Origin of the sequence: Paenibacillus taichungensis, assembly GCF_047302525.1 — a bacterium.
GTDB lineage: Bacteria > Bacillota > Bacilli > Paenibacillales > Paenibacillaceae > Paenibacillus > Paenibacillus taichungensis_B.
The window spans coordinates 1,491,907-1,512,527 of record NZ_CP168020.1; the positions used below are offsets into that span (position 1 = coordinate 1,491,907).

26 protein-coding genes are annotated in these 20,621 nt (G+C 44.1%); 24 read left to right on the top strand and 2 right to left on the bottom strand.

All coding sequences use genetic code 11. The features are described 5' to 3' along the window. Nucleotides 1-46 precede the first annotated feature (46 nt). The 10 genes from ACDJ58_RS06960 to ACDJ58_RS07005 all read left to right on the top strand — a co-directional run bounded on the left by ACDJ58_RS06960 (nucleotide 47) and on the right by ACDJ58_RS07005 (nucleotide 7,096). A complete protein-coding gene (locus tag ACDJ58_RS06960; RefSeq protein WP_413376633.1) occupies nucleotides 47-823 on the top strand; it encodes a hypothetical protein in 777 nt (258 codons plus the stop codon). A gap of 204 nt (nucleotides 824-1,027) precedes the next feature. Next, the gene (locus ACDJ58_RS06965; protein WP_143806577.1) at nucleotides 1,028-1,450 is read left to right on the top strand and encodes a hypothetical protein; all 423 of its coding nucleotides are present in this window, start codon (nucleotides 1,028-1,030) and stop codon (nucleotides 1,448-1,450) included. A gap of 257 nt (nucleotides 1,451-1,707) precedes the next feature. Next, nucleotides 1,708-2,274 (top strand): GNAT family N-acetyltransferase, encoded by a 567-nt coding sequence (locus tag ACDJ58_RS06970; protein WP_413376635.1) that lies wholly within the window; start codon nucleotides 1,708-1,710, stop codon nucleotides 2,272-2,274. Nucleotides 2,275-2,378: 104 nt separating this feature from the next. Beyond that, nucleotides 2,379-2,876 (top strand): PH domain-containing protein, encoded by a 498-nt coding sequence (locus ACDJ58_RS06975; RefSeq protein ID WP_413376637.1) that lies wholly within the window; start codon nucleotides 2,379-2,381, stop codon nucleotides 2,874-2,876. After that, complete coding sequence (locus ACDJ58_RS06980; protein WP_413376639.1) at nucleotides 2,873-4,405, top strand: PH domain-containing protein; 1,533 nt, start codon at nucleotides 2,873-2,875, stop codon at nucleotides 4,403-4,405. The genes ACDJ58_RS06975 and ACDJ58_RS06980 overlap by 4 nt, the downstream gene beginning before the upstream one ends. A gap of 97 nt (nucleotides 4,406-4,502) precedes the next feature. Continuing rightward, a complete protein-coding gene (locus tag ACDJ58_RS06985; protein ID WP_413376641.1) occupies nucleotides 4,503-5,282 on the top strand; it encodes a Cof-type HAD-IIB family hydrolase in 780 nt (259 codons plus the stop codon). Nucleotides 5,283-5,385: 103 nt separating this feature from the next. Next, nucleotides 5,386-5,556 (top strand): YHYH domain-containing protein, encoded by a 171-nt coding sequence (locus ACDJ58_RS06990; RefSeq protein ID WP_310852392.1) that lies wholly within the window; start codon nucleotides 5,386-5,388, stop codon nucleotides 5,554-5,556. A gap of 123 nt (nucleotides 5,557-5,679) precedes the next feature. Then, a complete protein-coding gene (locus ACDJ58_RS06995) occupies nucleotides 5,680-5,841 on the top strand; it encodes a hypothetical protein (RefSeq protein WP_413376643.1) in 162 nt (53 codons plus the stop codon). A 2-nt stretch (nucleotides 5,842-5,843) separates the two neighbouring features. Next, complete coding sequence (locus tag ACDJ58_RS07000; RefSeq protein WP_413376645.1) at nucleotides 5,844-6,506, top strand: HAD family hydrolase; 663 nt, start codon at nucleotides 5,844-5,846, stop codon at nucleotides 6,504-6,506. Between the two features lie 86 nt (nucleotides 6,507-6,592). Then, the gene (locus ACDJ58_RS07005; RefSeq protein ID WP_413376647.1) at nucleotides 6,593-7,096 is read left to right on the top strand and encodes an NUDIX domain-containing protein; all 504 of its coding nucleotides are present in this window, start codon (nucleotides 6,593-6,595) and stop codon (nucleotides 7,094-7,096) included. A 241-nt stretch (nucleotides 7,097-7,337) separates the two neighbouring features. Here ACDJ58_RS07005 and ACDJ58_RS07010 read toward each other — a convergent pair whose 3' ends face one another. Next, nucleotides 7,338-8,498 (bottom strand): glycosyltransferase family 4 protein, encoded by a 1,161-nt coding sequence (locus tag ACDJ58_RS07010; RefSeq protein WP_413376649.1) that lies wholly within the window; start codon nucleotides 8,496-8,498, stop codon nucleotides 7,338-7,340. Between the two features lie 240 nt (nucleotides 8,499-8,738). Between ACDJ58_RS07010 and ACDJ58_RS07015 the strand changes: the two genes are divergently transcribed. Genes ACDJ58_RS07015 through ACDJ58_RS07025 form a run of 3 tightly spaced genes read left to right on the top strand, consistent with a single transcriptional unit; the run spans nucleotide 8,739 to nucleotide 10,173 of the window. Continuing rightward, nucleotides 8,739-9,308 (top strand): DUF4375 domain-containing protein, encoded by a 570-nt coding sequence (locus tag ACDJ58_RS07015; RefSeq protein WP_413376651.1) that lies wholly within the window; start codon nucleotides 8,739-8,741, stop codon nucleotides 9,306-9,308. Nucleotides 9,309-9,333: 25 nt separating this feature from the next. After that, nucleotides 9,334-9,870 (top strand): AAA family ATPase, encoded by a 537-nt coding sequence (locus ACDJ58_RS07020; protein WP_413376653.1) that lies wholly within the window; start codon nucleotides 9,334-9,336, stop codon nucleotides 9,868-9,870. Between the two features lie 9 nt (nucleotides 9,871-9,879). After that, nucleotides 9,880-10,173, top strand: a complete 294-nt coding sequence (locus tag ACDJ58_RS07025; protein WP_413376655.1) for a hypothetical protein — start codon at nucleotides 9,880-9,882, stop codon at nucleotides 10,171-10,173. Between the two features lie 100 nt (nucleotides 10,174-10,273). On the opposite strand, the gene ACDJ58_RS07030 is transcribed toward ACDJ58_RS07025, so the two are convergent. Then, on the bottom strand, nucleotides 10,274-11,047 hold the full coding sequence (locus ACDJ58_RS07030; protein WP_413376657.1) for a sporulation protein: 774 nt from the start codon (nucleotides 11,045-11,047) through the stop codon (nucleotides 10,274-10,276). 324 nt (nucleotides 11,048-11,371) lie between these two features. On the opposite strand from ACDJ58_RS07030, the gene ACDJ58_RS07035 reads away from it, so the two are divergent. The 11 genes from ACDJ58_RS07035 to ACDJ58_RS07085 all read left to right on the top strand — a co-directional run bounded on the left by ACDJ58_RS07035 (nucleotide 11,372) and on the right by ACDJ58_RS07085 (nucleotide 20,581). Beyond that, nucleotides 11,372-11,812 (top strand): cupin domain-containing protein, encoded by a 441-nt coding sequence (locus ACDJ58_RS07035; RefSeq protein WP_413376659.1) that lies wholly within the window; start codon nucleotides 11,372-11,374, stop codon nucleotides 11,810-11,812. 20 nt (nucleotides 11,813-11,832) lie between these two features. Then, nucleotides 11,833-12,375, top strand: a complete 543-nt coding sequence (locus ACDJ58_RS07040) for a hypothetical protein (RefSeq protein ID WP_413376661.1) — start codon at nucleotides 11,833-11,835, stop codon at nucleotides 12,373-12,375. After that, entirely contained in the window at nucleotides 12,375-12,914 is a 540-nt protein-coding gene (locus ACDJ58_RS07045; RefSeq protein WP_413379531.1) for a GNAT family N-acetyltransferase, read from the top strand. The genes ACDJ58_RS07040 and ACDJ58_RS07045 overlap by 1 nt, the downstream gene beginning before the upstream one ends. A gap of 47 nt (nucleotides 12,915-12,961) precedes the next feature. Beyond that, nucleotides 12,962-13,486: a YfiT family bacillithiol transferase gene (locus ACDJ58_RS07050; RefSeq protein ID WP_413376663.1), complete on the top strand. Its 525-nt coding sequence runs from the start codon at nucleotides 12,962-12,964 to the stop codon at nucleotides 13,484-13,486. Nucleotides 13,487-13,522: 36 nt separating this feature from the next. After that, a complete protein-coding gene (locus tag ACDJ58_RS07055; protein ID WP_413376665.1) occupies nucleotides 13,523-14,029 on the top strand; it encodes a GNAT family N-acetyltransferase in 507 nt (168 codons plus the stop codon). 267 nt (nucleotides 14,030-14,296) lie between these two features. Continuing rightward, the gene (locus tag ACDJ58_RS07060; RefSeq protein WP_413376666.1) at nucleotides 14,297-15,019 is read left to right on the top strand and encodes a class I SAM-dependent methyltransferase; all 723 of its coding nucleotides are present in this window, start codon (nucleotides 14,297-14,299) and stop codon (nucleotides 15,017-15,019) included. A 47-nt stretch (nucleotides 15,020-15,066) separates the two neighbouring features. Beyond that, nucleotides 15,067-15,807, top strand: a complete 741-nt coding sequence (locus tag ACDJ58_RS07065; protein WP_413376668.1) for an SDR family NAD(P)-dependent oxidoreductase — start codon at nucleotides 15,067-15,069, stop codon at nucleotides 15,805-15,807. Nucleotides 15,808-16,112: 305 nt separating this feature from the next. Beyond that, on the top strand, nucleotides 16,113-16,802 hold the full coding sequence (locus ACDJ58_RS07070) for a response regulator transcription factor (RefSeq protein ID WP_413376670.1): 690 nt from the start codon (nucleotides 16,113-16,115) through the stop codon (nucleotides 16,800-16,802). Then, on the top strand, nucleotides 16,799-17,803 hold the full coding sequence (locus tag ACDJ58_RS07075; protein WP_413376672.1) for a sensor histidine kinase: 1,005 nt from the start codon (nucleotides 16,799-16,801) through the stop codon (nucleotides 17,801-17,803). Before ACDJ58_RS07070 ends, ACDJ58_RS07075 begins: the two co-directional genes overlap by 4 nt. Nucleotides 17,804-17,903: 100 nt before the next feature. Continuing rightward, entirely contained in the window at nucleotides 17,904-18,659 is a 756-nt protein-coding gene (locus ACDJ58_RS07080) for an ABC transporter ATP-binding protein (protein WP_413376674.1), read from the top strand. After that, nucleotides 18,656-20,581 (top strand): FtsX-like permease family protein, encoded by a 1,926-nt coding sequence (locus ACDJ58_RS07085; RefSeq protein WP_413376676.1) that lies wholly within the window; start codon nucleotides 18,656-18,658, stop codon nucleotides 20,579-20,581. Before ACDJ58_RS07080 ends, ACDJ58_RS07085 begins: the two co-directional genes overlap by 4 nt. The last annotated feature ends 40 nt before the right edge of the window (nucleotides 20,582-20,621 follow it).

Sequence of the window (20,621 nt, forward strand, 5' to 3'; positions counted from 1 at the left end):
ATTGATATGATTAAATCATCATTCAACTAAAGAGAGGGTAAATGAAATGGATACTTTTTTAGAGCAAATCAACGAATTGCAGGAGCTTCAAAAAGATTTGGTCAGTATACATCCCTTATTCGCAGAGCATTATCCCGTGGTTGTGGCATTTGAAACTTTATTATATATCTATGATTATTCGTCCAAGACGAAGCAATATGAATGGGTAAAAACCGTCCCGGATGACCTGAATATTCCCGATGAATGCCTTGCAGCGTTCCCGGTGCATCACATGGATGGGCGGATGTGCGCAGTGGTGACGGATGCGGCGTTCCAAAATTTTGAGCAGAAAGTCTACCTCTTTCATGAGTTTGTCCATTGTTACGTAAATGAGCAGTATACCGACATGGGTGACCGTCTTGAGATCAAACGTAAGATGGAGCAAATCAAACGTGTAACATGGGAACTGGATTATGAGTTTCCTTATGACAATGAGATGGTTGTCCAGCGGATTACTTCGCTGCTGTCAGCCTTGAAGAGTAAGGATCTCTTGCAAGTGAAAGAGGCGAGAGTAGCCCTGTTCAGCTCTTTGAGTGAAGAACAAGGGGAGTACTTCAACTGGCTGGAATGGAACGAAGGTTACGCGCGCTATCTGGAGAATCGAATACGGGAGAAATTTGGACTGGAAATCAATCATATGGGGGATTCATCTCCGTTTAATCGTCTTGTTTTCTATGAATGCGGGTCGGAATACATAAGCCTGCTCGTTAACGAACAGCCGGATCTTCATACGGATTTGGAGCAGTTATTTGTGAGGATTCAAACAGAGCGAGTGCAGGCTTGAACATAGGTTATAGTTCCCAAATTCATTATGGACGTAAAGATAAGTGCTTTCGTGACCGATACCGCCCAGCGTTTAAAAGTACTGCTCCAAGAATGGGACACCGAGCTGCAGCATGCGAGCATAAGCATCTAGAGCTAAATACTGATGATTACATAGAGAGTTTACGCTCATGTTCTAAGTAAGAATCGGGAGGTATATATGCTAATGAAAAAAGCAGGGATTCTCTTAGGTCTCTTCGTAGTGCTACTAGCAGGCTGCAATCCTTCAAATGGAACTAATTCTAATCCGAAAGAAGTGCTACCTTCACTCATTACATTAACCTGCAATCCCAACTTCACGATTGAAGCGTGTGAAGATGTGGAATTCAAAGATCCGGTTGAGATTGGAATCGTAATTGAGGCTATAAACAAAGCGGAGCGCATAGCGGGAAGTCTTGATTATAGCGTGGAGTACAAGATGAACTTAACAGATGCAGATGGCTCCTTAACGAAGTATGATTTTTCCATAGGCAAAGATCCCAAGCAGTCAGCCCTTCTGGTTAACCATGAGGATACCCACGTAGGATACAGCATACCCATAGAGGATGCAAACCGAGTGAGGAAACTGATTCAAAGTCATACGGACTGACACAGAAGATTACAGGTTACCTTCGGTAAGTCAGTTTACTATATAGGTTCAACAAAAAATTACACGATAACGGAGAGGACAGAAAAAACCTAAAGAAGCGAAGCGTTCGCCTTTATACCCGGATTTTACCCTTTGAAAATAGGAATCAAAAAAATCTGGGGATAACAGCGATCGGAAGGTTGTTCTGTCATCGGAGTGGCAAGTGTAAATATTCTTTGGTTTAATTTATATATCTATTGAAACGGAGAGACGGTCATATGAGTCACCTGATTACCATTCAACCTTTAACAGCATCGGATATGGAGGGTGCCTGGCGGGTATTCGAGACATCCATAACGAATGCATTTACACAGGAAGGGCTGGGTTCCCTGCACGAAGACATACGCGATGAAATTGAACACAAAAAAGCGATGCTTTACTTAGCTTTGCATCCTGACAACAAACAGGAATCGAATGTTTTCTTCTTGCTGGCCAAAAGGGAAGATACCGTCGTTGGTACCATTTCCTATGGACCTTGCGGTGAGGAGATTAAAGAATGCACAGACCACCAACTGAACTACGTAGGGGAATTGGGTAGTCTCTACGTTCTACCAGAGGTTCAGGGTCAGGGAATTGGCTCTGCTCTCATTCATGCTTTGGCTACTGAACTTCAGAGAAGTGAGATTACGCAATTTTGCCTGGATAGTGGATACCGGATAGCCCAGAAGAAATGGCAGCGGAAGTTTGGAGAACCCTATGCCGTGGCAAAGAACTACTGGGGTGAAGGCACGGACCATATGGTGTGGTTATGTAATGTGAAGGATTTTGCTGCAATAAATGACTAAGAGATGACGACCTGTACTGAACAGGGGTCATCTCTTTTACTAAGTCAATCTTTCTGCATCGATAGAGGACTATTCTTCGTACAGTAAGAAAAAGGAGTGAAGATATGCAGTACATACAGAGTACACCCGAGCAACGTTTATCGCCGGATGCCATAACCATATGGAGAATCAGTGCGATTATATCGAACGGAATAGGGTTGATTGTGCTTGCAGCACTGCTGATTCTGGATTCCGTCTTTGGATGGAGGGCGTGGATTGGTTGGTTGCTGTGGGGAGTGACTGCCATATCAGTGCTGTATGCGGTGTGGGAGGTTTTTATCCGGCCTTCATTGTTATACAAGCATTGGTATTACGATGCGAATGAGGAGTTCTTGCAATTGAAACACGGCGCTTTGAAAAAGGTACATCAGATCATTCCCATGGCCAAAGTACAATCCGTCACGACGAACCAAGGTCCCCTTTTGAGAAAATATGGCCTATATTCTGTATCGGTTGGCACGATGGGTTCATCTCATACGATCCCGGCGTTGCCAGAAGAAGTGGCGCTTGAACTGCGTAATCAGATTGCGTCTTATGCAAGGATTAACGAGGTGGATGAATGAACGAGATGAAAAGACAACATCCGTTAGCCATGCTCTGGAGTTTGTGGAAACTGGTGAAAAATTCTTTCGCATTTATCGTTTTTTTATTTATTCTTCGTCATGGCACGGCGTCCACGTGGATTATGTATGGCAGAATCGCATTTTATGTGGCTATCGCGTTTAGTGTGATAAGTATCATCTGGAGCTGGTTTACTCTACGTTATACCGCAGATGATAAGGCTTTTCAGATCTACAGTGGGGTGTTCAATCGCACAAGAAGAACGATACCCTATACCAAAATTCAGAACGTGAACCGGCATACGTCGCTGTTTCATCGTTTGTTCAAAGTCACATCCATTCGTTTTGAGACGGGTATAAAGGGAGAAGATGCTACTTTTCAGTTGCAAGTCGTTTCGCTTTCGGAATCGGATCGGCTTGAAAAGGTAGTAGCGGGACATATGTCGGAAGCGAATGTCGCAAGTGATGCTGTAGAACCAAACGAAGAACCAGTGACGCGACCTGAACACGTAACACTGGAAGATATTCAACTACCTGTAAAAGAGGAGCTTGAACGGATTGTACATTACAAGTCCACTCGAAAAGATATATTCAAAGCTTCGTTTACCTCGCTCAGCTTTCTGGTACTTATTCCAATTCTGGGATCGCTCTATTCGTCGGTGAAAGATTTCTTTCCCGATGAAAAAGTGACGGAGAGCATCCTATTGACATGGCTGGATACCTGGTGGATTACCGCATTGATCATCACAGGTCTTATTGCTGTTTCCATTATGCTAGGTATTGTCAGAACCTTTGTGAAGTATGGTGATTTCCAAATCTCCTCTGATCGCAAACGTATCTACATTACGAAGGGTATGTTGGAACAGAGCGCATTTTCGATCCTGAAAGAACGAGTCCAGGCGGTGAAAATCACACAGTCTCCGATGAAAAGACTGCTAGGATTAGCAGAAGTAGAACTGACGACAGCAGGTGGTGTTGGAGAATCCGACCAGGAAGTTAACTCGCTCTATCCTTTCCTACCTGTTAAGCAAGCTTACGATATGATCTCGGAGATTTTGCCATCCTATCAGGTTACGCAAGAGATGCAGAAGCTTCCACGCAAATCATTATGGCTGCGCATGCTGACACCAGGCTGGGTGTGGATCATTGCAACGGGGTTACTGTTTTATTTCAAACCGGTGATTCTGGGACAGAATCAGGCATGGTGGATGATTTCCGCTATTCTGTTACTGTGGATCGTCATATGCAGAATAACTGATTTTCTCCATACACGATACGTCCTGAATCAGAACTTTATCCAGTTGCGAACCGGTGCATTAACCTCAACACTATACATCTCCAAGCGGGAGAAAGTCATTGAGGTACAGATCACCCGGAATCTGCTGCAACGCTGGTTTGGAGTTGCTTCGATTCAAACCGTGAATCGGGCCAAACCTGTCCTGCATCACACGCTAAACGATATTCCGCTTGAAGCCGTAGAGGCGTTTCAGTTGTGGTATATGGAGCGGAGTCAGAACATCCAGACCCGATAATGTAAAGGCAAGTGCAGGAAGACTACTAAGTTAACTGTGCACTTGCCTTTTGTATTGAAGGTGGATGCTCAATTAACATAGCTTAGGAGGTGTTCCTTTGATTAAAATCGTATTTATGGACGTGGACGGTACGCTACTCAGTGAGAAGGATCGAAGTCTCTCTCCAAGTACAGAGGATTCCATTCGAAAATTGGTTCATAGGGGCATAGAGGTCGTGCTGGTCACTGGCAGACCGTACAATTTATGCCGAGATTTCAGAAAACTCGGGATTGATACCATGATTTCGGCTAACGGGGCATTGATCAAGAGTGGTGAAGAAGTGATACATAAATCGGTGCTTTCTACACGAATGGTTAGAGAAATCAGTGAATTTGCCGAGCTGAACGGCAGCAGTATTTCTTATTTTACAGAGTCATTCGAAATGAATGGTTTATGCACAGCGGATGTACGTGTCACCGATGCATTGAGAGATACGCTCAGTCTGATGGGGTACCCATTGAGCATCAGTTCTTTGGAACAGGAAGTGTATTGCATTTGTTTATATGCCGATCAAGCCGAAGCGGAGAAATTCCATTCCAGATTTCCAGCATTAAAATTCGTGAGGTTTCATCCTTACGTGTCTAACGTACTGGAAGAGAATGAAGTATCCAAATCGATAGCGGCAGGGAAAGTGCTCGCCCACCTGAATATATCGAAAGAGGAAGCAATGGCTTTTGGCGATGGTGAAAATGATATTGATTTGCTAGAGTACGTGGGTCTTGGAATTGCGATGGGAAACGGAGGAGAGCGCGTCAAAAAAAGTGCTGACTATGTCACGCTGCGAGCAAGTGAGGATGGCATCACACATGCGTTGAGGAAGTTTAAAATCATAGAATAAGCAAAGTTTGGAGTAATAAGGATATCCTAATTATGGGTTTTCATGTAGAATGATGGAGGATGAATTAAGCCCTAAAGCATAGGGTGTGATCGAAGGGTGACTTATGAAAAAGGCTGTCATAGTAATCTTGTCTCTTGTCGTACTTATTGGTGTATCTTCTTCAGCTTATGCCCATCCAGGCAGACTGGACAAAAATGGTGGACATAATTGTTCCGCGAAATCCAAACAAAAGGGCCTTTGCACAGGCTACCATTATCACAAAAAGAAGAAATGAAAATGAGTTTTACAAGGTAAACCCAGCCCTGGTCTAATCTATGGTTGGGTTTGCATGTTTATAATTCATGGTAGTCGCATCTAACAGAATACAATAAACATTACGTTAGAGGTGAGTAGTATTATGGGGTTTATTGGGATCATTTGTGTAATTATTATGACGGTCACACTCATCAGCATAGAAAGTAATACGAAACGGTTAATTCAAGAGCAGGCCGAAACCAATCGGAAACTGGAGCAACTATTGAGGAAAGAACGTTTTACAGACCAGACAGGAGGAGCATGACGATGGATCATATTAAAGCGATTATTTTTGATCTGGACAATACGATTCTCAACAGAACAAGTACCTTTGAAGGCTTCAGCCAGAGCTTGATCAACACTTACTTTGCTCATCTTCAGACTACTGATGATATTCTTAAACGAATTATTGAGCTGGATGAGGACGGTTACAAGGACAAAGGCGTGTTGTTCAACGAGCTGCTCCATGAATTACCTTGGGCTGAGAATCCACCTCACGTGGAGCTTATGGAATTCTATGGCAGAGAGTATGTGAAAAGTGCTGTTCTGATGGAGCAAGCGCGAGAAGTGGTGCAGCATCTAAGAGGAAAATATAAAACAGGTTTAATCACCAATGGTAAAACTGAGATTCAATACGGAAAAATTGATCAACTCGGCATCAGGGATGATTTTGATCATATTATCGTTTCAGAAGAGGCTGGAGTCAAAAAGCCCGATCCTCGTATTTTCAAATTGGCATTGGATCATTTCAACCTCTCTCCCGAGCAGTGTATCTACATTGGAGATCATCCCGTCAATGATGTTGAAGGAGCGGCAAAAGTAGGCATGAGCACGATTTGGATGAAGGTCAATCAGCCTTGGCAGGACAGCATTACAACCAAACCATTACATGCTATTGAGCATCTTGGTGAATTAAAAGGCCTGCTCTAAGGGGAGATCGTCAGATTAGATTCAAACAACACAACATTACATTACATAACAGAACAGTGAGGTAGGTGCACATGGAGATCAGACAAATGGCTACGGCATTTTTGAGTAATGGCAACGACATGTTAATGATGAAGAAGGCAGGCAGTAGGCTGTTCGATTTTGAGTTCTGGGGTGGTATTGGCGGGCATCTGGAGCACGGCGAGCTTAACTCACCAATGACCGCCAGTTACCGGGAGATTGAAGAAGAGACGGGGTTCAAGCAAGCGGAAATTGATAATTTCCGTCTTCGATATGTGCTGTTGCAGTATAGTGACGGTGAAGTTCGGCAGCAGTTTGTATATTTTGGTGAGACGACACATCGAGCCTTTATTCCATCAGATGAAGGGGATTTATTTTGGGTTCCTTTGGATGAGCTGCTGGATTTACATACATCCATTCTGATTAAAGCTGCGATCCGGCACTTTTTGCAAAATCAGGAGACCGACGAGATATGGATCGGGAATGTCCTGAATGGAGAAGGGGCAACGGCTAAACCAAGGGTAGAATGGAGCATCATGCAAGATACGATATCCTTTGAACCCGTTGTGTAATGTTAGACGTCTTGACCGGGAAAGGGACCTATCTCTGATCGAAAAAGCTATACGTTTAACGTCTGTAGGCGACTGTTATAAAGAGCGAGGATATTAACCATCCCCGCTCTTTTTTAATACCTCGTATTGAATATAAATTCTCTCTTTGGAAGGATGATGGATATGAATATCCAAACTTCAACAGGTGGGTCTTGGAGCAGCAGTGATCATCCATTATTCAATTCGGTTTATTTAATGAAAATCAAGCTGTGATGATTCGATCTTTTGTGCGTCTTCTCCGATTCTCAATGGCTTCCTCATAATCTCCGACTAACCTGTCAAAAATGTGATCCCACGAACGCTGCTCAGCAAGTTTTCGGCCTTCAAAGCCCATATTCCTCAGTTGATCCATATGATCTTCCCAGAGGCATATCTCCCGAATCAATGCATCCGCATTACCCGGCTCGAACAGAACACCGCTTCGATGATGTGTGACCAAGTCTTTTACACCTCCACCATTCGCAGCGAGAACCGGCAATCCCGAAGCCATCGCTTCCAGCACCACATTGCCAAATGTTTCTGTTGAGGAAGGAAACACAAAGAGATCTGCCGAAGCATACATAGCAGCAAGCTCTTCACCATGCAGATACCCTGTAAAGGTGACATTGGGTGGGGATTGCATACGCATTTTGGGGAGCAATGGTCCATCGCCTACAATGATCCAGTGTACACGGGCTTGCATATGTTCTGGCAACTGCTGCATGGCAAGGGTGAGGGTAGCGATATCTTTTTCCGGGGCAATTCGTCCAACGTAGAGTAAAATTAGAGGAGCCGTTATGTTGTAGCGAGTACGCATATCGGAGCTTCGTTTATCAGGTGAATACAGACTGCAATCGATCCCGCGGGACCATAACTTCAGACGTTGAATACCTTTCGATTGCAATGAGTTTAAGGTGTCCTGAGACGGTGTCAATGTTGCTTCACAGGCCCGGTGGAACCATTGGATATACTTCCAGTAGAGAGGAATGACACTTTTCAACTTGTAGTATTCGAGGTACTGATCGAAGTGAGTATGGTAGGAGATGACATGTGGAAGCTGATACTTGAGCGCATATCTGAGACCGAAAAGACCCATATTGAACGGAGTGGCGATATGCAGCAAATCTGGCTGAAAAGTCTTTAGCTCCCGATGAATGGATGCTCGATTAGGTAAGGCAATACGACATTCCGGGTAGAGGAAAAAGGGGATGTTGGTAACCGAACGGAGCGGAGCGGCATCATTGCCTTCAATAACAGACTGCGGTGTGAATAACAGATGCTCAATGCCTTTGCGGTTCAAGTGATTACTCAAGCGGTGCAGCGTACCGGCAACACCATTGGTTTCCGGAACATAGGTGTCGGTGAACAAGGCCAGGCGCATCATAACCCCTCCCAAGACTCTTGATGACAAGATCATAACAGCGGATCATTTTCCAAAGGTCAAGTGCAGGTTAACTTTATCCATATTCCGTGTAAAGTGTGCAGGGAAGTGAATTGGGTGCAAACTTACATCGGATAAACTTATATAATATATTCTGCTATGATGTATAGGCGTTTAGTTATAGTGGACCCGTGTGAAATCATTCGTCCAACTTATATAGAGAGAGATACAGGAGGCAGAGAGATGAACAAATTACAGGAAGAATTGCAGCAATTATTACCCTTGGATCAGCTTGAAAGCATGTCGGGTGAAGAAGTGGTGGGGAGTGTTGCTATGGATCTTTATCGTGCGGAATTTGCGACCATTCGGGAGTGTGGACGTGAACTTCCACAAGTATTGAGAGATACCATCCTGATCGTAGACTTGGATACAGAGCTGTCTATGAGTGGCATTACTGGTTTTCTTGAAAATGCGAGTGGGCAGTTTCTGGGTGAAACGACGGAAGCAATGCAGCGCATAGGCAATGATGCAGATGCAGAGATTCTGAAGAACATCCAGCATATGTTATCCGAAAATGGTGTGACGCCTGTGCAATTAAGAGAGAATGTGAATGCACTCTCCGAGCAGGATGTAACGACGACCCTGAATACGCATGGACAACAGATCCATGAGGTTTTGCAACGGGTGGAGCTGGAAGCGGGTAATTTAAGCATGCAATCGGATAATGAAGAGGTGTTTGAACTCCTTTATCAATATGTGGATACGAACAAAGATCGCCTGAAACAGGAGTTGGAGCACCTCTTGTCTAATTGAATCTGACACGTAGGAGGATGTCACTATGATTGTGATGATTAATGGAGCATTTGGCTCGGGTAAAACCTCTGCTGCAACCAAGCTGCAGCCATTAATTCCGAACAGCATGATCTACGATCCTGAAGAGATTGGATACATGTTAAGAAACGTGATTGCGGATGATATCCGAATGGAAGTGGAGAAAACGGACGATTTTCAGGATATGGAGCTGTGGAAAGTCCTTACCGTGAAAGTCGCCCGTGAAATCAGGCAGAAGTATAACAAACATCTGATTATTCCGATGACCATCTACAAGTCAGAGCAGTTCAATTACATCCATCGGGGTCTGAAAGAGCTCGACGCTGAGCTTTTTCATTTTACCCTGATGACATCCATGGAAACATTACATGAGAGATTGTTGAAGCGCGGGGATAAGTCTGATGGGTGGACTTTTAAACAAGCGGTTAAGTGTGTCGAAGCATTCCATGGAGCACGCTTTGAAGAGTACATTCAAACGGACGGCCAAACAACAGATGATGTGGTGAATGTTATAATCTCCAAAGTGCTGTCAAACCGTAAATGAGGAGGCAAAATGATGAGTATCAACAAACGATTAGGTGTGGAATCCCTATTGGTAACTTTGCTATTCACACTGGGTTTTATGGCTTGGAATGTCGTTCAAGGAATGTTAATGACGCTGAATTATACACCTGAAATGATGAACACCGATTCATCTACGAGCACGTTGCAGTCCAAGGTTGCTTTTGGCTCTATTGCCCGTTGGGATACTACTTCCATTCTGATCGCTGCTGTTGGATTTCTCTTGTTTGCTGCTGCATACTATGGACTTCGATCGGGGATACAGCGCTGGACACAGCGTTCCTGATTGTTTATTAATAAAAGAAAAACATAGTCAAAAAACAGTTCTACACCAATGAAAGTTGGTAGGAGAACTGTTTTTTGTTTTTGGATCTATTTTTAATAGATTATAGATGCTTGGAGATGATTTCTTCCAGACCTTGGGCGACCGAATGCGCACCACGTTCAAGGTGTCTCTCGTAGAGATGCAGTCGGACAAAGCTCTCATCCGTCCCCATCGCCTCCGAGAAAATGCCACCGAGTCCACGTGCGCGGCGGTCGATCTGAAGCAACAGTTCCAGTGAATCTCCCATCGGGTAGAACAGTACTTCCAGCTCATCCAAATAACCACGGAACTTGCTCGTTGGCACGAATTCAAATTCCTGTACAAATGGAAGATTACCACCAAGCTTTGGAGCATAGTCGTTGGTCACTTCACGCAGCTTGAAACCAAGGAGATCAATCGCATCAAGCACAGTGTTCATATTTTTTGTAGGAACTACATGGAGTCTGTCCCTGTCTGAGGGGTCCATGGCGCTTGAGATATCGAGGCCAGTTTCAACCCACACCTCTGCACGATGCAGTGTAATTGGAAGATTTTCTGGTAGATCAAATGAGAAGGACTTCTCCAGTTTGGCGCCTGGCTGTAAAATAAAACCTTCGGTAAGCAAGTATTTAGCTACAACGGCAGTTTCATTTACTTTTCGATCATTGTGCTCCCGTATGTAATGGGTTTTGATCGTAAGGTAGATTCGGTCTACATTCTGTTCCACGTCTCCACCCTCGATGTACACGATCCCAGAGATGATTCCTCCAGGCGTAACCTCAGGTGTATGTAATTCTGTATTTACTTTGGCTGCTCCAACACCTACACTGGCTAACATTTTCTTAAAAAAAGACATTCATTCAACCTCCACATCCTATTGGTTTATCCAAGTGGCAAAATACGACTTCGAGCTTAATACGGCGCCTACGAGAGAAGCGTTTCAAATTTTAACAAGCACAAGATGAGAATAGATAAAACTCTTTTAGTGAGAAAAAAGTTAACCTATGGACAGGAAAATCGACTTGTCTGTGTCGAATGTTGTTTAATATGGGATTTTCTTCTGGGGGATGGGAGACTTGCTGTGCGTGAGCACAAATATATCTGGAATGCAATAAGGCGTTAAAGAAAGATTATAAAATATGAATGCCTGACTTTGTATTTCAGATCTGGAGGTTGTGTTTTGGATAGAGAAACTTTAGAACGAAATTTAGGACCAGATAATGTGAATACCAGCTTCGAGCAGATGGCTAACGGGGAACGGAAATACAAAATGGTTTCAGAGGATGGAAGTTATTATTGTAGAACGGTAGCTTCATCTCAGGGAGCATGGCAAAATAGCCATTTTCATAACCATATAACCGAGTTCTATGTTGTGCAGTCTGGTTGGATCGCTTATGCAAATTTTGCGAATGATCAGACTCTTGAAATCAGAGTTATGGGCGAAGGAGAGCACATCATTGTGCAACCAGGAGTACACCATAATTTATATATGTCAGCTAATAGCGTTATCCATACGATAAAATATGGTTTGAATACAGATAGTGATTGGTCTGCTTCTCCGGAACTGGACAGCGTTACACAGAAGCTAATGGAGAGTGAATTACTTCAGACTTACGGTTAATCAGCTTGGGGGTTGAATACATGCGAAAAAGTACGATATTTTGGCTAACAGGCATTGCGATTATTATTGTAGCAGCTTTCATTGTATATAATAATCTGGCTCCAAGCATTACAGCGCAGGATGTTAACATGAAGGGGACGATTCGGCAGACAGCTACGGATGAATACGAGGTGCAATTAGCCATTACACGCACAAAAGCAGATAAAGGTCAGCACACTATATATCCCCTTGTAGATGGCTGGGGTTCAATATCTTTTTATGACAAACAGGACAACCGATTTATTCGACCTACTTCCGTCGGCAGCACAGGTGCAATGGAAGAGATTCTTCGTCAAGTGTTACAGAGGCAGTCATCAACAGCGATTACTGAATTTGCAGGGTTCTCCATACCTGATGCAGTGGGCACGTACAAGGTTCGTTTTACCATTCATCCTTTGGGTGAGGAGGCAGAACTGATTCGGCAACCGATGATCTATTATGTTCATCAGGAAAAATTACTGGGCAAAGACCTGAGCTGGGTCTCAGGAGAGCCTCTGGAAATCATTAAGGAGTATGCAGAGTGATGCTAATCTATCAATCGAATGAGATTACGGTACGTTTACTGGATGAAAAGGATGAACAGCTCCTTGTTCAATGGTTGTCTAACCCAGTAGTACTTCAATATTACGAAGGCCGTGATCAGCCGCATGATCTGAATTTGGTCAGAGAGCACTTTTATAGACAAGAGGATACGGCACATCGTTGTATGGTTGAACACGAAGGTAAACCGATCGGATATATCCAGTTCTATGAACTGGAGGAGGAAGAACGGAATGAGTATGGTTATGGAGACACCGATGAAATCATCTATGGAACAGATCAGTTTATTGGAGAAGCTGATTACTGGAACCGCGGTATTGGTACACAACTAGTAAAATCCATGTTGGGCTATCTAGTCAACGAAAAGCAAGCTCGGAAAGTGGTCATGGACCCGCAATCATGGAACGAACGAGCCATATCCTGTTACGAGAAGTGTGGTCTCAGGAAGGTCAGACTGTTACCAGAACATGAGCTGCACGAAGGACAGATGAGAGACTGCTGGCTGATGGAGTATGCCCCATAGGTAGTGCGCGGTGCTATATAAACCATTTAACCAAGGAGGAATGATTGATGGATTTGAGGTACCCGATTGGAACATTTGAACATACAGGCGAGGTTACATCAGAGCAGCGGAAGCAGTGGATTCAAGATATTGCGGAGTTGCCGGAGCGCGCCCGCGAAGCGGTCAAAGGATTGAGTGAAGAACAATTGAGGTTACCCTACCGGGAAGGTGGCTGGATGCTCAAACAGGTCATTCACCATATGGCAGATAGCCATATGAATAGCATGGTTCGTTTCAAGCTCGCACTGACGGAGGATAACCCCACGATAAGACCATATTACGAGGAACGATGGGCTGAACTGAGTGATTCACGAGAACTTGATGTCGAGTTTTCTCTGCAAATCCTGGATGCGCTGCATCGACGTTGGGTAGCGCTACTGAACACATTAACAGATGTAGACTATGCCAAAACCTTTTATCATCCCGCTTCCAAAGAAACGACCAGACTGGACTGCAATTTGGGCGTATATGCATGGCATGGCAGACACCACGTTGCCCATATTACCTCGCTTAGAAGCAGATTGGGAATCTAGTGGTGAAATAAATAACTTATTAAGGAGATTACATCGATGAATATACATATCAGACTTTTGGATGAGAGCGATCCGGTCTTAATTTCGCAGGCGTTTCAGGAACAGGGTTGGGCGAAATCGGCGGAGCAGTACATTCAATATCTTGCAGAACAGCAGAATGGTGAGCGGGTGACTTTAATAGCGGAATTGGATGGAGCTTTTGCCGGTTACGCGAATGTATTGTGGAATTCGTATTACCCTTCGTTCAGGGAACAGGGTATTCCGGAAATTAATGATTTCAATGTGCTGATCAAGTATCAGCGTCAGGGAATTGGATCACGTTTGATGGACCGGGCAGAAGAAGTCATTCATGAGCGAACCGAAACTGCCGGAATTGGTGTCGGGGTGTTCTCCGATTATGGCAAAGCTCAAATTCTGTATGCCCGTCGTGGATATATACCAGATGGACAGGGCATTCACAAGCATGGCCGTTATCTAAAGTGGGGCGATGAAACGATTATCGATGACGATGTGGTGCTGTATCTAACGAAGAAGTTAAGCTGATCGAATCCTGAATAAAAAGGATTATAACGCTGTTGAGAGGACAGGGAATTACTTTCTTCTAAACAGCGTTTTTTAACATATAATCAGACTATTTTCGGCTCGAATCTTACAAGAAAAATAGAGTTAAATTGGGTGGGAATGTTATAATAGAGGGTAGTTGATTTAGCTTAGAAACCGTGATGAAGCGGGCGATTTAAAGGGGAAGAGATCGATACATAAGAGGGAATGTGCAGGATATTTTGTATGAATTCGAGGAGGAATGTGTTTATGGAGAAGACAATTAAAAATGTCCAGGATCTATATGACATGCTTGACGCAGAATTCAGATCAGCGAAGCAATTTTGGGAACCTTTCTACGAGGATCGGGAGCGACCAATCCCCTTTTTTCCAAACAAACCGGATGAAAATTTGGTAGCGCATGTGAACTCAGGAATATTATCTGGGGGCAAAGCATTGGAGCTCGGTTGTGGCCCGGGAAGAAATGCATTATATCTAACACGTCAGGGTTATAAGGTAGATGCTTATGATCTCTCGGAGCAAGCGATTGCATGGGCCAAGGAAAGAGCAGCGGAAGAAAAGCTTGAAGTGAATTTCGAATGCAAGTCGGTGTTTGAACTCGCGCCACAGGAGGAGTACGATCTCGTCTATGATTCGGGCTGTCTTCACCATCTGCTACCACATCAGCGAATTCCCTACATACAGATGATTCACAACGCACTCAAACCTGGAGGGTATTTTGGGATGACCTGCTTTGCTCCAGGATTTGGCGGTCAAGGTGGACCGGAGAGCATTATGGACGATTGGGAAGTATACCGTGAGAAGTCGATGAAAGGCGGTCTGGCTTTTACGGAGGAAAAGCTTCGCTATTTGCTTGAAGATCCTTTTGAATGCGTGGAGCTGCGTCCGATGAAGATGAAGGGCCAGGATGATATGTGTTTTGGCTTGCCCATCCTATGGGTGACGTTGTGGAGAAAACCAATCCATCCATAATAAGACGTTCCTAACCAAAATGCGTAACAGAAAGGGTGTTAAAGTACATGGGAAACAGACACTTTATCATTACAGGTACGTCCAAGGGGATCGGTAAGCAACTCGCAAAGTTGTTAGTGGAAAAGGGAGATTACGTCTACGGCATTGCACGCGGAACGGCTGACATGAAGGAAGCGACTGATCGCTACAAGCATTTTCAGTATGATCTTGGTGACCTTAGTGGTATCGATGAGCTTGTCTCACACATTTTGAAACAGATACCTTTGCAAGAGGCTGAATTCATTGGGCTCATAAACAATGCAGCGATGCTGGAACCGTTGAAATCGATAGATCGGTGCAGTGCAGAGGAGATCAGTCTTAATCTGAACATCAGTTTGGCAGCGCCTATGATTCTGACTTCATCTTTTATACAACATACCAATCACCTGACCACACGCAGAAAAATAGTCAATGTATCGTCCGGGTCAGGCAGTTATCCGGCACCTTCAATGGCATCTTACTGTGCCTCCAAAGCTGGAATAAACATGTTCACCCAGTGCGTAGCGATGGAACAATCCGGGCAACCCAATCCCGTTGAAGTGATTGCATTCGATCCAGGGATGGTAGATACTGAGCTACAGGCTGTGGCAAGAGGCAAAAGTGCAGAGGAATTTGCACTGTCTGAGGTATTCGGTCAGGTCTATGAAGCAGGCCAATTAAGATCGCCACAAGATGTCGCAAAGCAATTGATCGAACGGATGGAAGAAATCAGTGATCCAAGCAAGGTTCTACACACCATGGAGGGATAACAGATTAACAGTTATAAACGTTTAGATTCATCTAAATTGGTAAGAGATTATGGATTTTACTTTGCCTCGACAATTTGTATTGTTCTATTAATAGCGGCAGGAGTGGAAGAGACGGAATCGATTCTGAAGAAGCGGTAGCGTTCGCCTTTGTCACCTAATTTCTACATTTAATAAATTTAATAAAGGAAATTTGGGGACAACTGCGATCGGAAGAACGATCCGTATCTGGAATGGTCCCCCCCGTAGATTGTCAAACAATATGCTTCGGGCAATGCCCAAGAAGAACAGAAACGTGGTGAAGAGATATGTTTAAAATTATGCTCATTGAAGACGATGAATCGTTATTCAGTGAAATCAAAGAACGGTTATCCCAGTGGTCATATGACGTGTATGGCGTGCAGGATTTTGGCAAAGTGATGCAGGAATACAGTGCCATTCAACCACAGCTGGTGATTATTGATATTCAGCTTCCCCAGTATGACGGATTTCATTGGTGTCGCATGATCCGAGCCCATTCCAATGTGCCGATTATCTTTTTATCCTCACGGGATCATCCTACGGATATGGTCATGTCAATGCATTTGGGCGCAGATGATTTTATCCAGAAGCCCTTCCATTTCGATGTGCTGATTGCCAAGATCCAGGCGGTCCTGCGTAGGGTATATAACTACAATACAGAGCGGATTGAGCTGCGCACATGGCGTGGGGCTACCATTGAATATGTGAAAAATACCCTTACCCATGACAATGAATCTGTCCTTTTGACCAAAAATGAAATGTTCATTCTCAAAGTGCTGGTTGAGCACAAAAATCAGATTGTGACCCGGGAAGACCTGATTCGCAGCTTATGGGATCATGAACATTTTGTGAGTGATAACACGCTGACGGTCAACGTCAATCGCCTTCGCAAGAAGCTAGAGCCGCTAGAACTCGATGGCTATATCGAAACGAAAGTAGGTCAGGGCTATATGGCAACAGAAGAGGCGGAAGTATGATTGGCAAATACATACGGGAAAAGCTCAGCTGGCTAGTGTTACTTATAAGCATCCAGCTCATCTTTTTATTTGTAGCCTATATCGACACGTCCATTCCATTCCGATCTGTTTCATATATCGTCGTGCTGAATGTGGTGGTATGCATCGTTTTTATCTGGGCGAGATATCCAAGAGAGACTCGTTTCTACAAAAGATTAACTGCCTGGGATCATACCTATGATCCAGGGGATTTGGATATCGCTGAAAGCCCTTATGAACGGATTGTGCACGATGCCGTGACTTCCCAGACCGAACGTTATCGGAAGGAGTCCACAGCTCATTTTATTTTGCTGGAGCAAGAAAAGGATGAGATGCTGTCCTGGATTCATGAGGTGAAGACGCCCTTAACCGCGCTGCAATTAATGATTGAGCGAATGCCGGATGACAAGCTGCAGGGTCAGATGACGTATGAATGGCTGCGAATTCACCAACTGCTCGATCAGCAGCTTCACCAGAAGCGTATTCCATTTATGCATAATGATTTGTTTGTGGAAGAAACAGAGCTTGAACCGATTTTGAACGGCGAGATTAGAGCTTTGAAGTCATGGTGTATATCCAAACGGATTGGCTTCGACGTGTCATTAGATGTGACAAAGGTGCTGACCGACAGCAAATGGTTAGGTTTTATCATACGGCAGCTGCTTAGCAATGCGGTGAAATACAGTCATTCCTCTGACATTGTCATTGAAAGCAAGGAACAGGATGGGCACATCATACTGACCATTCAGGATTATGGACGAGGGATCGAGGCGCAGGATTTACCGCGTATCTTTGATAAAGGCTTCACTTCAACTCAGGGCAGACTGGAAGGAACGGCAACGGGAATGGGCTTGTATTTGACCCGACAAGTGGCACAAGCACTTCATATAGACATTAAGGTACAGTCTGCTCCCGGAGAGGGGACTAGCGTCAAGCTAACCTTCCCGCGAAAAAATGACATGATCCACCTTGCAGGCGTGTGACAACATTGTCACATGCTTTTTGGTTTTGTTCGGTGAATCGCACGATAAATTGGAACATCCCGCCTATGATGGAGATATACCAAAGAGGAGTGAGTGGGATATGTGGATACTGGAAGCCAAAAAAATTCATAAAGTCTATGGCAACAGATTAAATAAACAGGAAGTCCTCAAGGGGATTGATCTCGGGGTAAGTAAAGGCGAATTTGTTGGTATTATGGGGCCCTCAGGTTCGGGGAAAACGACGCTGTTGAATGTTCTTTCTTCGATCGATCGGGTAAGTCAGGGCACGATTGATATTGAGGGCCAGGAGTTCACCGGCATGAAGGAGAAACAGCTTGCTGAATTCCGCAAATTTCATCTCGGCTTTATTTTTCAGGATTATAATCTGCTGGATACCCTCACAGTGAAAGAAAATGTAATGCTGCCGCTCTCGATTACGAGTATGCCGAAGCATGAGGCACACCTGAAGTTCGAACAAATTGCCCGTGAACTGGGCATATATGAGCTGAAAGACAAATATCCGTCCGAGATTTCGGGTGGACAGAAGCAGCGGACTTCGGCCGCGCGTGCGTTTGTGCATGATCCAAGCATTATTTTCGCTGACGAGCCGACAGGTGCGCTCGATTCCAAATCGGCTTCGGATCTGCTTGGCAAATTAAGTGATATGAACAGCAAACATCAGGCCACCATTATTATGGTCACCCATGATCCGTTTGCCGCGAGTTATTGCAGCAGGGTGATTTTCATTCGGGACGGTCAGATCTACACTCAATTAAATAAAGGAGACGAGTCCCGGCAATCCTTCTTCAACGATATTATCAAAACTCAGGGCGTATTGGGTGGTGTGCAGCCATGAGTCTGAACTACATCATTTTTCGCAATCTGAGGAAAAACCTGAAGAATTATTATCTTTACGTCTTCGCCCTGATCTTTAGTGTGGCGCTGTATTTTTCCTTTGTGACACTACAGTATGATCCCTCCATGGATGAGGTTGCTGAATCAACGAAAGGAGCGGCTGCGATCGGCGCATCCTCCGTGTTACTGATTGTCATTGTGGGCATTTTCCTGCTCTATGCCAATACAATCTTTATCAAGCGACGCAGTAAGGAGATCGGTTTGTTTCAGCTGATCGGACTGACGAAGGGGAGAATATTTGGTATCTTGAGTGCGGAAAATTGCATTCTCTACTTTGGTTCCATGGTAATCGGTATTCTAATCGGGTTTCTGGGTTCCAAGCTGATATTGATGATTTTGTTCAAAATTATTGGCGTTGATGTGATCACGAAGCTATACTTCTCACCGATGGCGCTAGTGCAAACACTGATTGTCTTTGCCGTCATGTATTTGCTCATCATGTTGATGAATTACACGTTTATCCGAGCCCAGAGTATTCTATCACTCTTTCGGGTGTCTTCTACAACAGAACAGCAGGTAAAGAAGTTATCTGTGGGGCAGATTCTGATGGGCATCTTGGGTATTGCTCTGATCGTGTTCGGTTACATACTGTCTGCACGGCTGTTCAGCGTCGAGAAATTGGATATGCAGCAGTTAATGTACACAATGATTTTGATTTTGTTCTCGGTTATTTTGGGGACATATCTATTCTATAAAGGTTCCGTCAGTTTTCTCTTTAATCTGATTCGCAAAAGTAAAAAAGGCTATCTCTCCATTAATGAGGTATTGTCGTTATCCTCCATCATGTTTCGCATGAAGTCGAATGCCTTGCTGCTGACCATTATTACTACCGTATCGGCACTCGCCATAGGTATGTTGTCGCTCAGTTACATTTCCTACTATTCGGCAGAGGCGCAAGCCAAGGAAAGTCTGCCAGAAGATTTTTCATTTGCACAGGCTAACGTGAAAAATCGTTTTGTAGCCGAGTTGGATAACAAACAGATTCAATACGAAGAAAAGCACAGACAACCTTTATATATTGAAATTGATGCAAATAAGGTGATGAATGACTCCACAATGGAGGAGCTGTTGTTCAGCAGTGTAGTAAGTGACAGCATGGTCGATAACATTGATCTGAAACCAGGCGAAGTCATTTTCATGGGATATGGCAATGTGATTCAGCAATTCTTTTCTATTAAGGATGAAGGCCCCATTGTTCTTCACGGGTTGAAGAAAACGATTGACCAGCAATTGATTGGAACCCTCAAACAGGGCGTGCTTCCTGTGTATTACACCAAAGGAACGCCTGTAGCGGTTGTGGATGAATCGGTTTATGCGGAGCTCGCGCAGGATCTTGATCCGAAACTTCAGGAAGGGGAACCGACCGATTATTACGGTGTGCACATTACAGATCCAGGGCAAGACGAGAATGCGTATGCCATTTTTGCAGAATTGCAATTAGAGGCCCCGAGTTTCTCCCAGATTGAATTCAGAAATAATCAACGTACCAGTATGGGCCTAATCATGTTCATTGTTGGTTTCCTGGGACTGACCTTCTTGATTACATCCGGGTGTATCCTCTATTTCAAACAAATGAATGAGAGCGAAGAAGAGAAATCGAACTATACGATTCTGCGAAAACTTGGATTTACTCAAGGCAATCTGCTACGTGGGATTCAGTTCAAGCAGTTGTTTAATTTCGGAATTCCACTTGTCGTGGGACTGAGCCATAGTTATTTTGCTGTGAAATCAGGCTGGTTCTTCTTCGGTACAGAACTTGCAACACCTACTGTAATCGTCATGATTGTTTATACTTTGTTGTATTCAATCTTCGGCCTGTTGTCCATATGGTATTACAAACGAGTGATCAAGGAATCATTGTAGATCAGAGGATGAGCAACAGAGGAATACATTAAAGAATTCC

What these genes read in the sequence shown, in the direction of transcription:
- ACDJ58_RS06960 (WP_413376633.1), top strand. Translation starts at nt 47, where the DNA reads ATGGATACTTTTTTAGAGCAAATCAACGAATTGCAGGAGCTTCAAAAA.
- ACDJ58_RS06965 (WP_143806577.1), top strand. Translation starts at nt 1,028, where the DNA reads ATGAAAAAAGCAGGGATTCTCTTAGGTCTCTTCGTAGTGCTACTAGCA.
- ACDJ58_RS06970 (WP_413376635.1), top strand. Translation starts at nt 1,708, where the DNA reads ATGAGTCACCTGATTACCATTCAACCTTTAACAGCATCGGATATGGAG.
- ACDJ58_RS06975 (WP_413376637.1), top strand. Translation starts at nt 2,379, where the DNA reads ATGCAGTACATACAGAGTACACCCGAGCAACGTTTATCGCCGGATGCC.
- ACDJ58_RS06980 (WP_413376639.1), top strand. Translation starts at nt 2,873, where the DNA reads ATGAACGAGATGAAAAGACAACATCCGTTAGCCATGCTCTGGAGTTTG.
- ACDJ58_RS06990 (WP_310852392.1), top strand. Translation starts at nt 5,386, where the DNA reads ATGAAAAAGGCTGTCATAGTAATCTTGTCTCTTGTCGTACTTATTGGT.
- ACDJ58_RS06995 (WP_413376643.1), top strand. Translation starts at nt 5,680, where the DNA reads ATGGGGTTTATTGGGATCATTTGTGTAATTATTATGACGGTCACACTC.
- ACDJ58_RS07000 (WP_413376645.1), top strand. Translation starts at nt 5,844, where the DNA reads ATGGATCATATTAAAGCGATTATTTTTGATCTGGACAATACGATTCTC.
- ACDJ58_RS07005 (WP_413376647.1), top strand. Translation starts at nt 6,593, where the DNA reads ATGGCTACGGCATTTTTGAGTAATGGCAACGACATGTTAATGATGAAG.
- ACDJ58_RS07010 (WP_413376649.1), bottom strand. Translation starts at nt 8,498, where the DNA reads ATGATGCGCCTGGCCTTGTTCACCGACACCTATGTTCCGGAAACCAAT.
- ACDJ58_RS07015 (WP_413376651.1), top strand. Translation starts at nt 8,739, where the DNA reads ATGAACAAATTACAGGAAGAATTGCAGCAATTATTACCCTTGGATCAG.
- ACDJ58_RS07020 (WP_413376653.1), top strand. Translation starts at nt 9,334, where the DNA reads ATGATTGTGATGATTAATGGAGCATTTGGCTCGGGTAAAACCTCTGCT.
- ACDJ58_RS07025 (WP_413376655.1), top strand. Translation starts at nt 9,880, where the DNA reads ATGATGAGTATCAACAAACGATTAGGTGTGGAATCCCTATTGGTAACT.
- ACDJ58_RS07030 (WP_413376657.1), bottom strand. Translation starts at nt 11,047, where the DNA reads ATGTCTTTTTTTAAGAAAATGTTAGCCAGTGTAGGTGTTGGAGCAGCC.
- ACDJ58_RS07040 (WP_413376661.1), top strand. Translation starts at nt 11,833, where the DNA reads ATGCGAAAAAGTACGATATTTTGGCTAACAGGCATTGCGATTATTATT.
- ACDJ58_RS07045 (WP_413379531.1), top strand. Translation starts at nt 12,375, where the DNA reads ATGCTAATCTATCAATCGAATGAGATTACGGTACGTTTACTGGATGAA.
- ACDJ58_RS07050 (WP_413376663.1), top strand. Translation starts at nt 12,962, where the DNA reads ATGGATTTGAGGTACCCGATTGGAACATTTGAACATACAGGCGAGGTT.
- ACDJ58_RS07055 (WP_413376665.1), top strand. Translation starts at nt 13,523, where the DNA reads ATGAATATACATATCAGACTTTTGGATGAGAGCGATCCGGTCTTAATT.
- ACDJ58_RS07060 (WP_413376666.1), top strand. Translation starts at nt 14,297, where the DNA reads ATGGAGAAGACAATTAAAAATGTCCAGGATCTATATGACATGCTTGAC.
- ACDJ58_RS07065 (WP_413376668.1), top strand. Translation starts at nt 15,067, where the DNA reads ATGGGAAACAGACACTTTATCATTACAGGTACGTCCAAGGGGATCGGT.
- ACDJ58_RS07070 (WP_413376670.1), top strand. Translation starts at nt 16,113, where the DNA reads ATGTTTAAAATTATGCTCATTGAAGACGATGAATCGTTATTCAGTGAA.
- ACDJ58_RS07075 (WP_413376672.1), top strand. Translation starts at nt 16,799, where the DNA reads ATGATTGGCAAATACATACGGGAAAAGCTCAGCTGGCTAGTGTTACTT.
- ACDJ58_RS07080 (WP_413376674.1), top strand. Translation starts at nt 17,904, where the DNA reads ATGTGGATACTGGAAGCCAAAAAAATTCATAAAGTCTATGGCAACAGA.
- ACDJ58_RS07085 (WP_413376676.1), top strand. Translation starts at nt 18,656, where the DNA reads ATGAGTCTGAACTACATCATTTTTCGCAATCTGAGGAAAAACCTGAAG.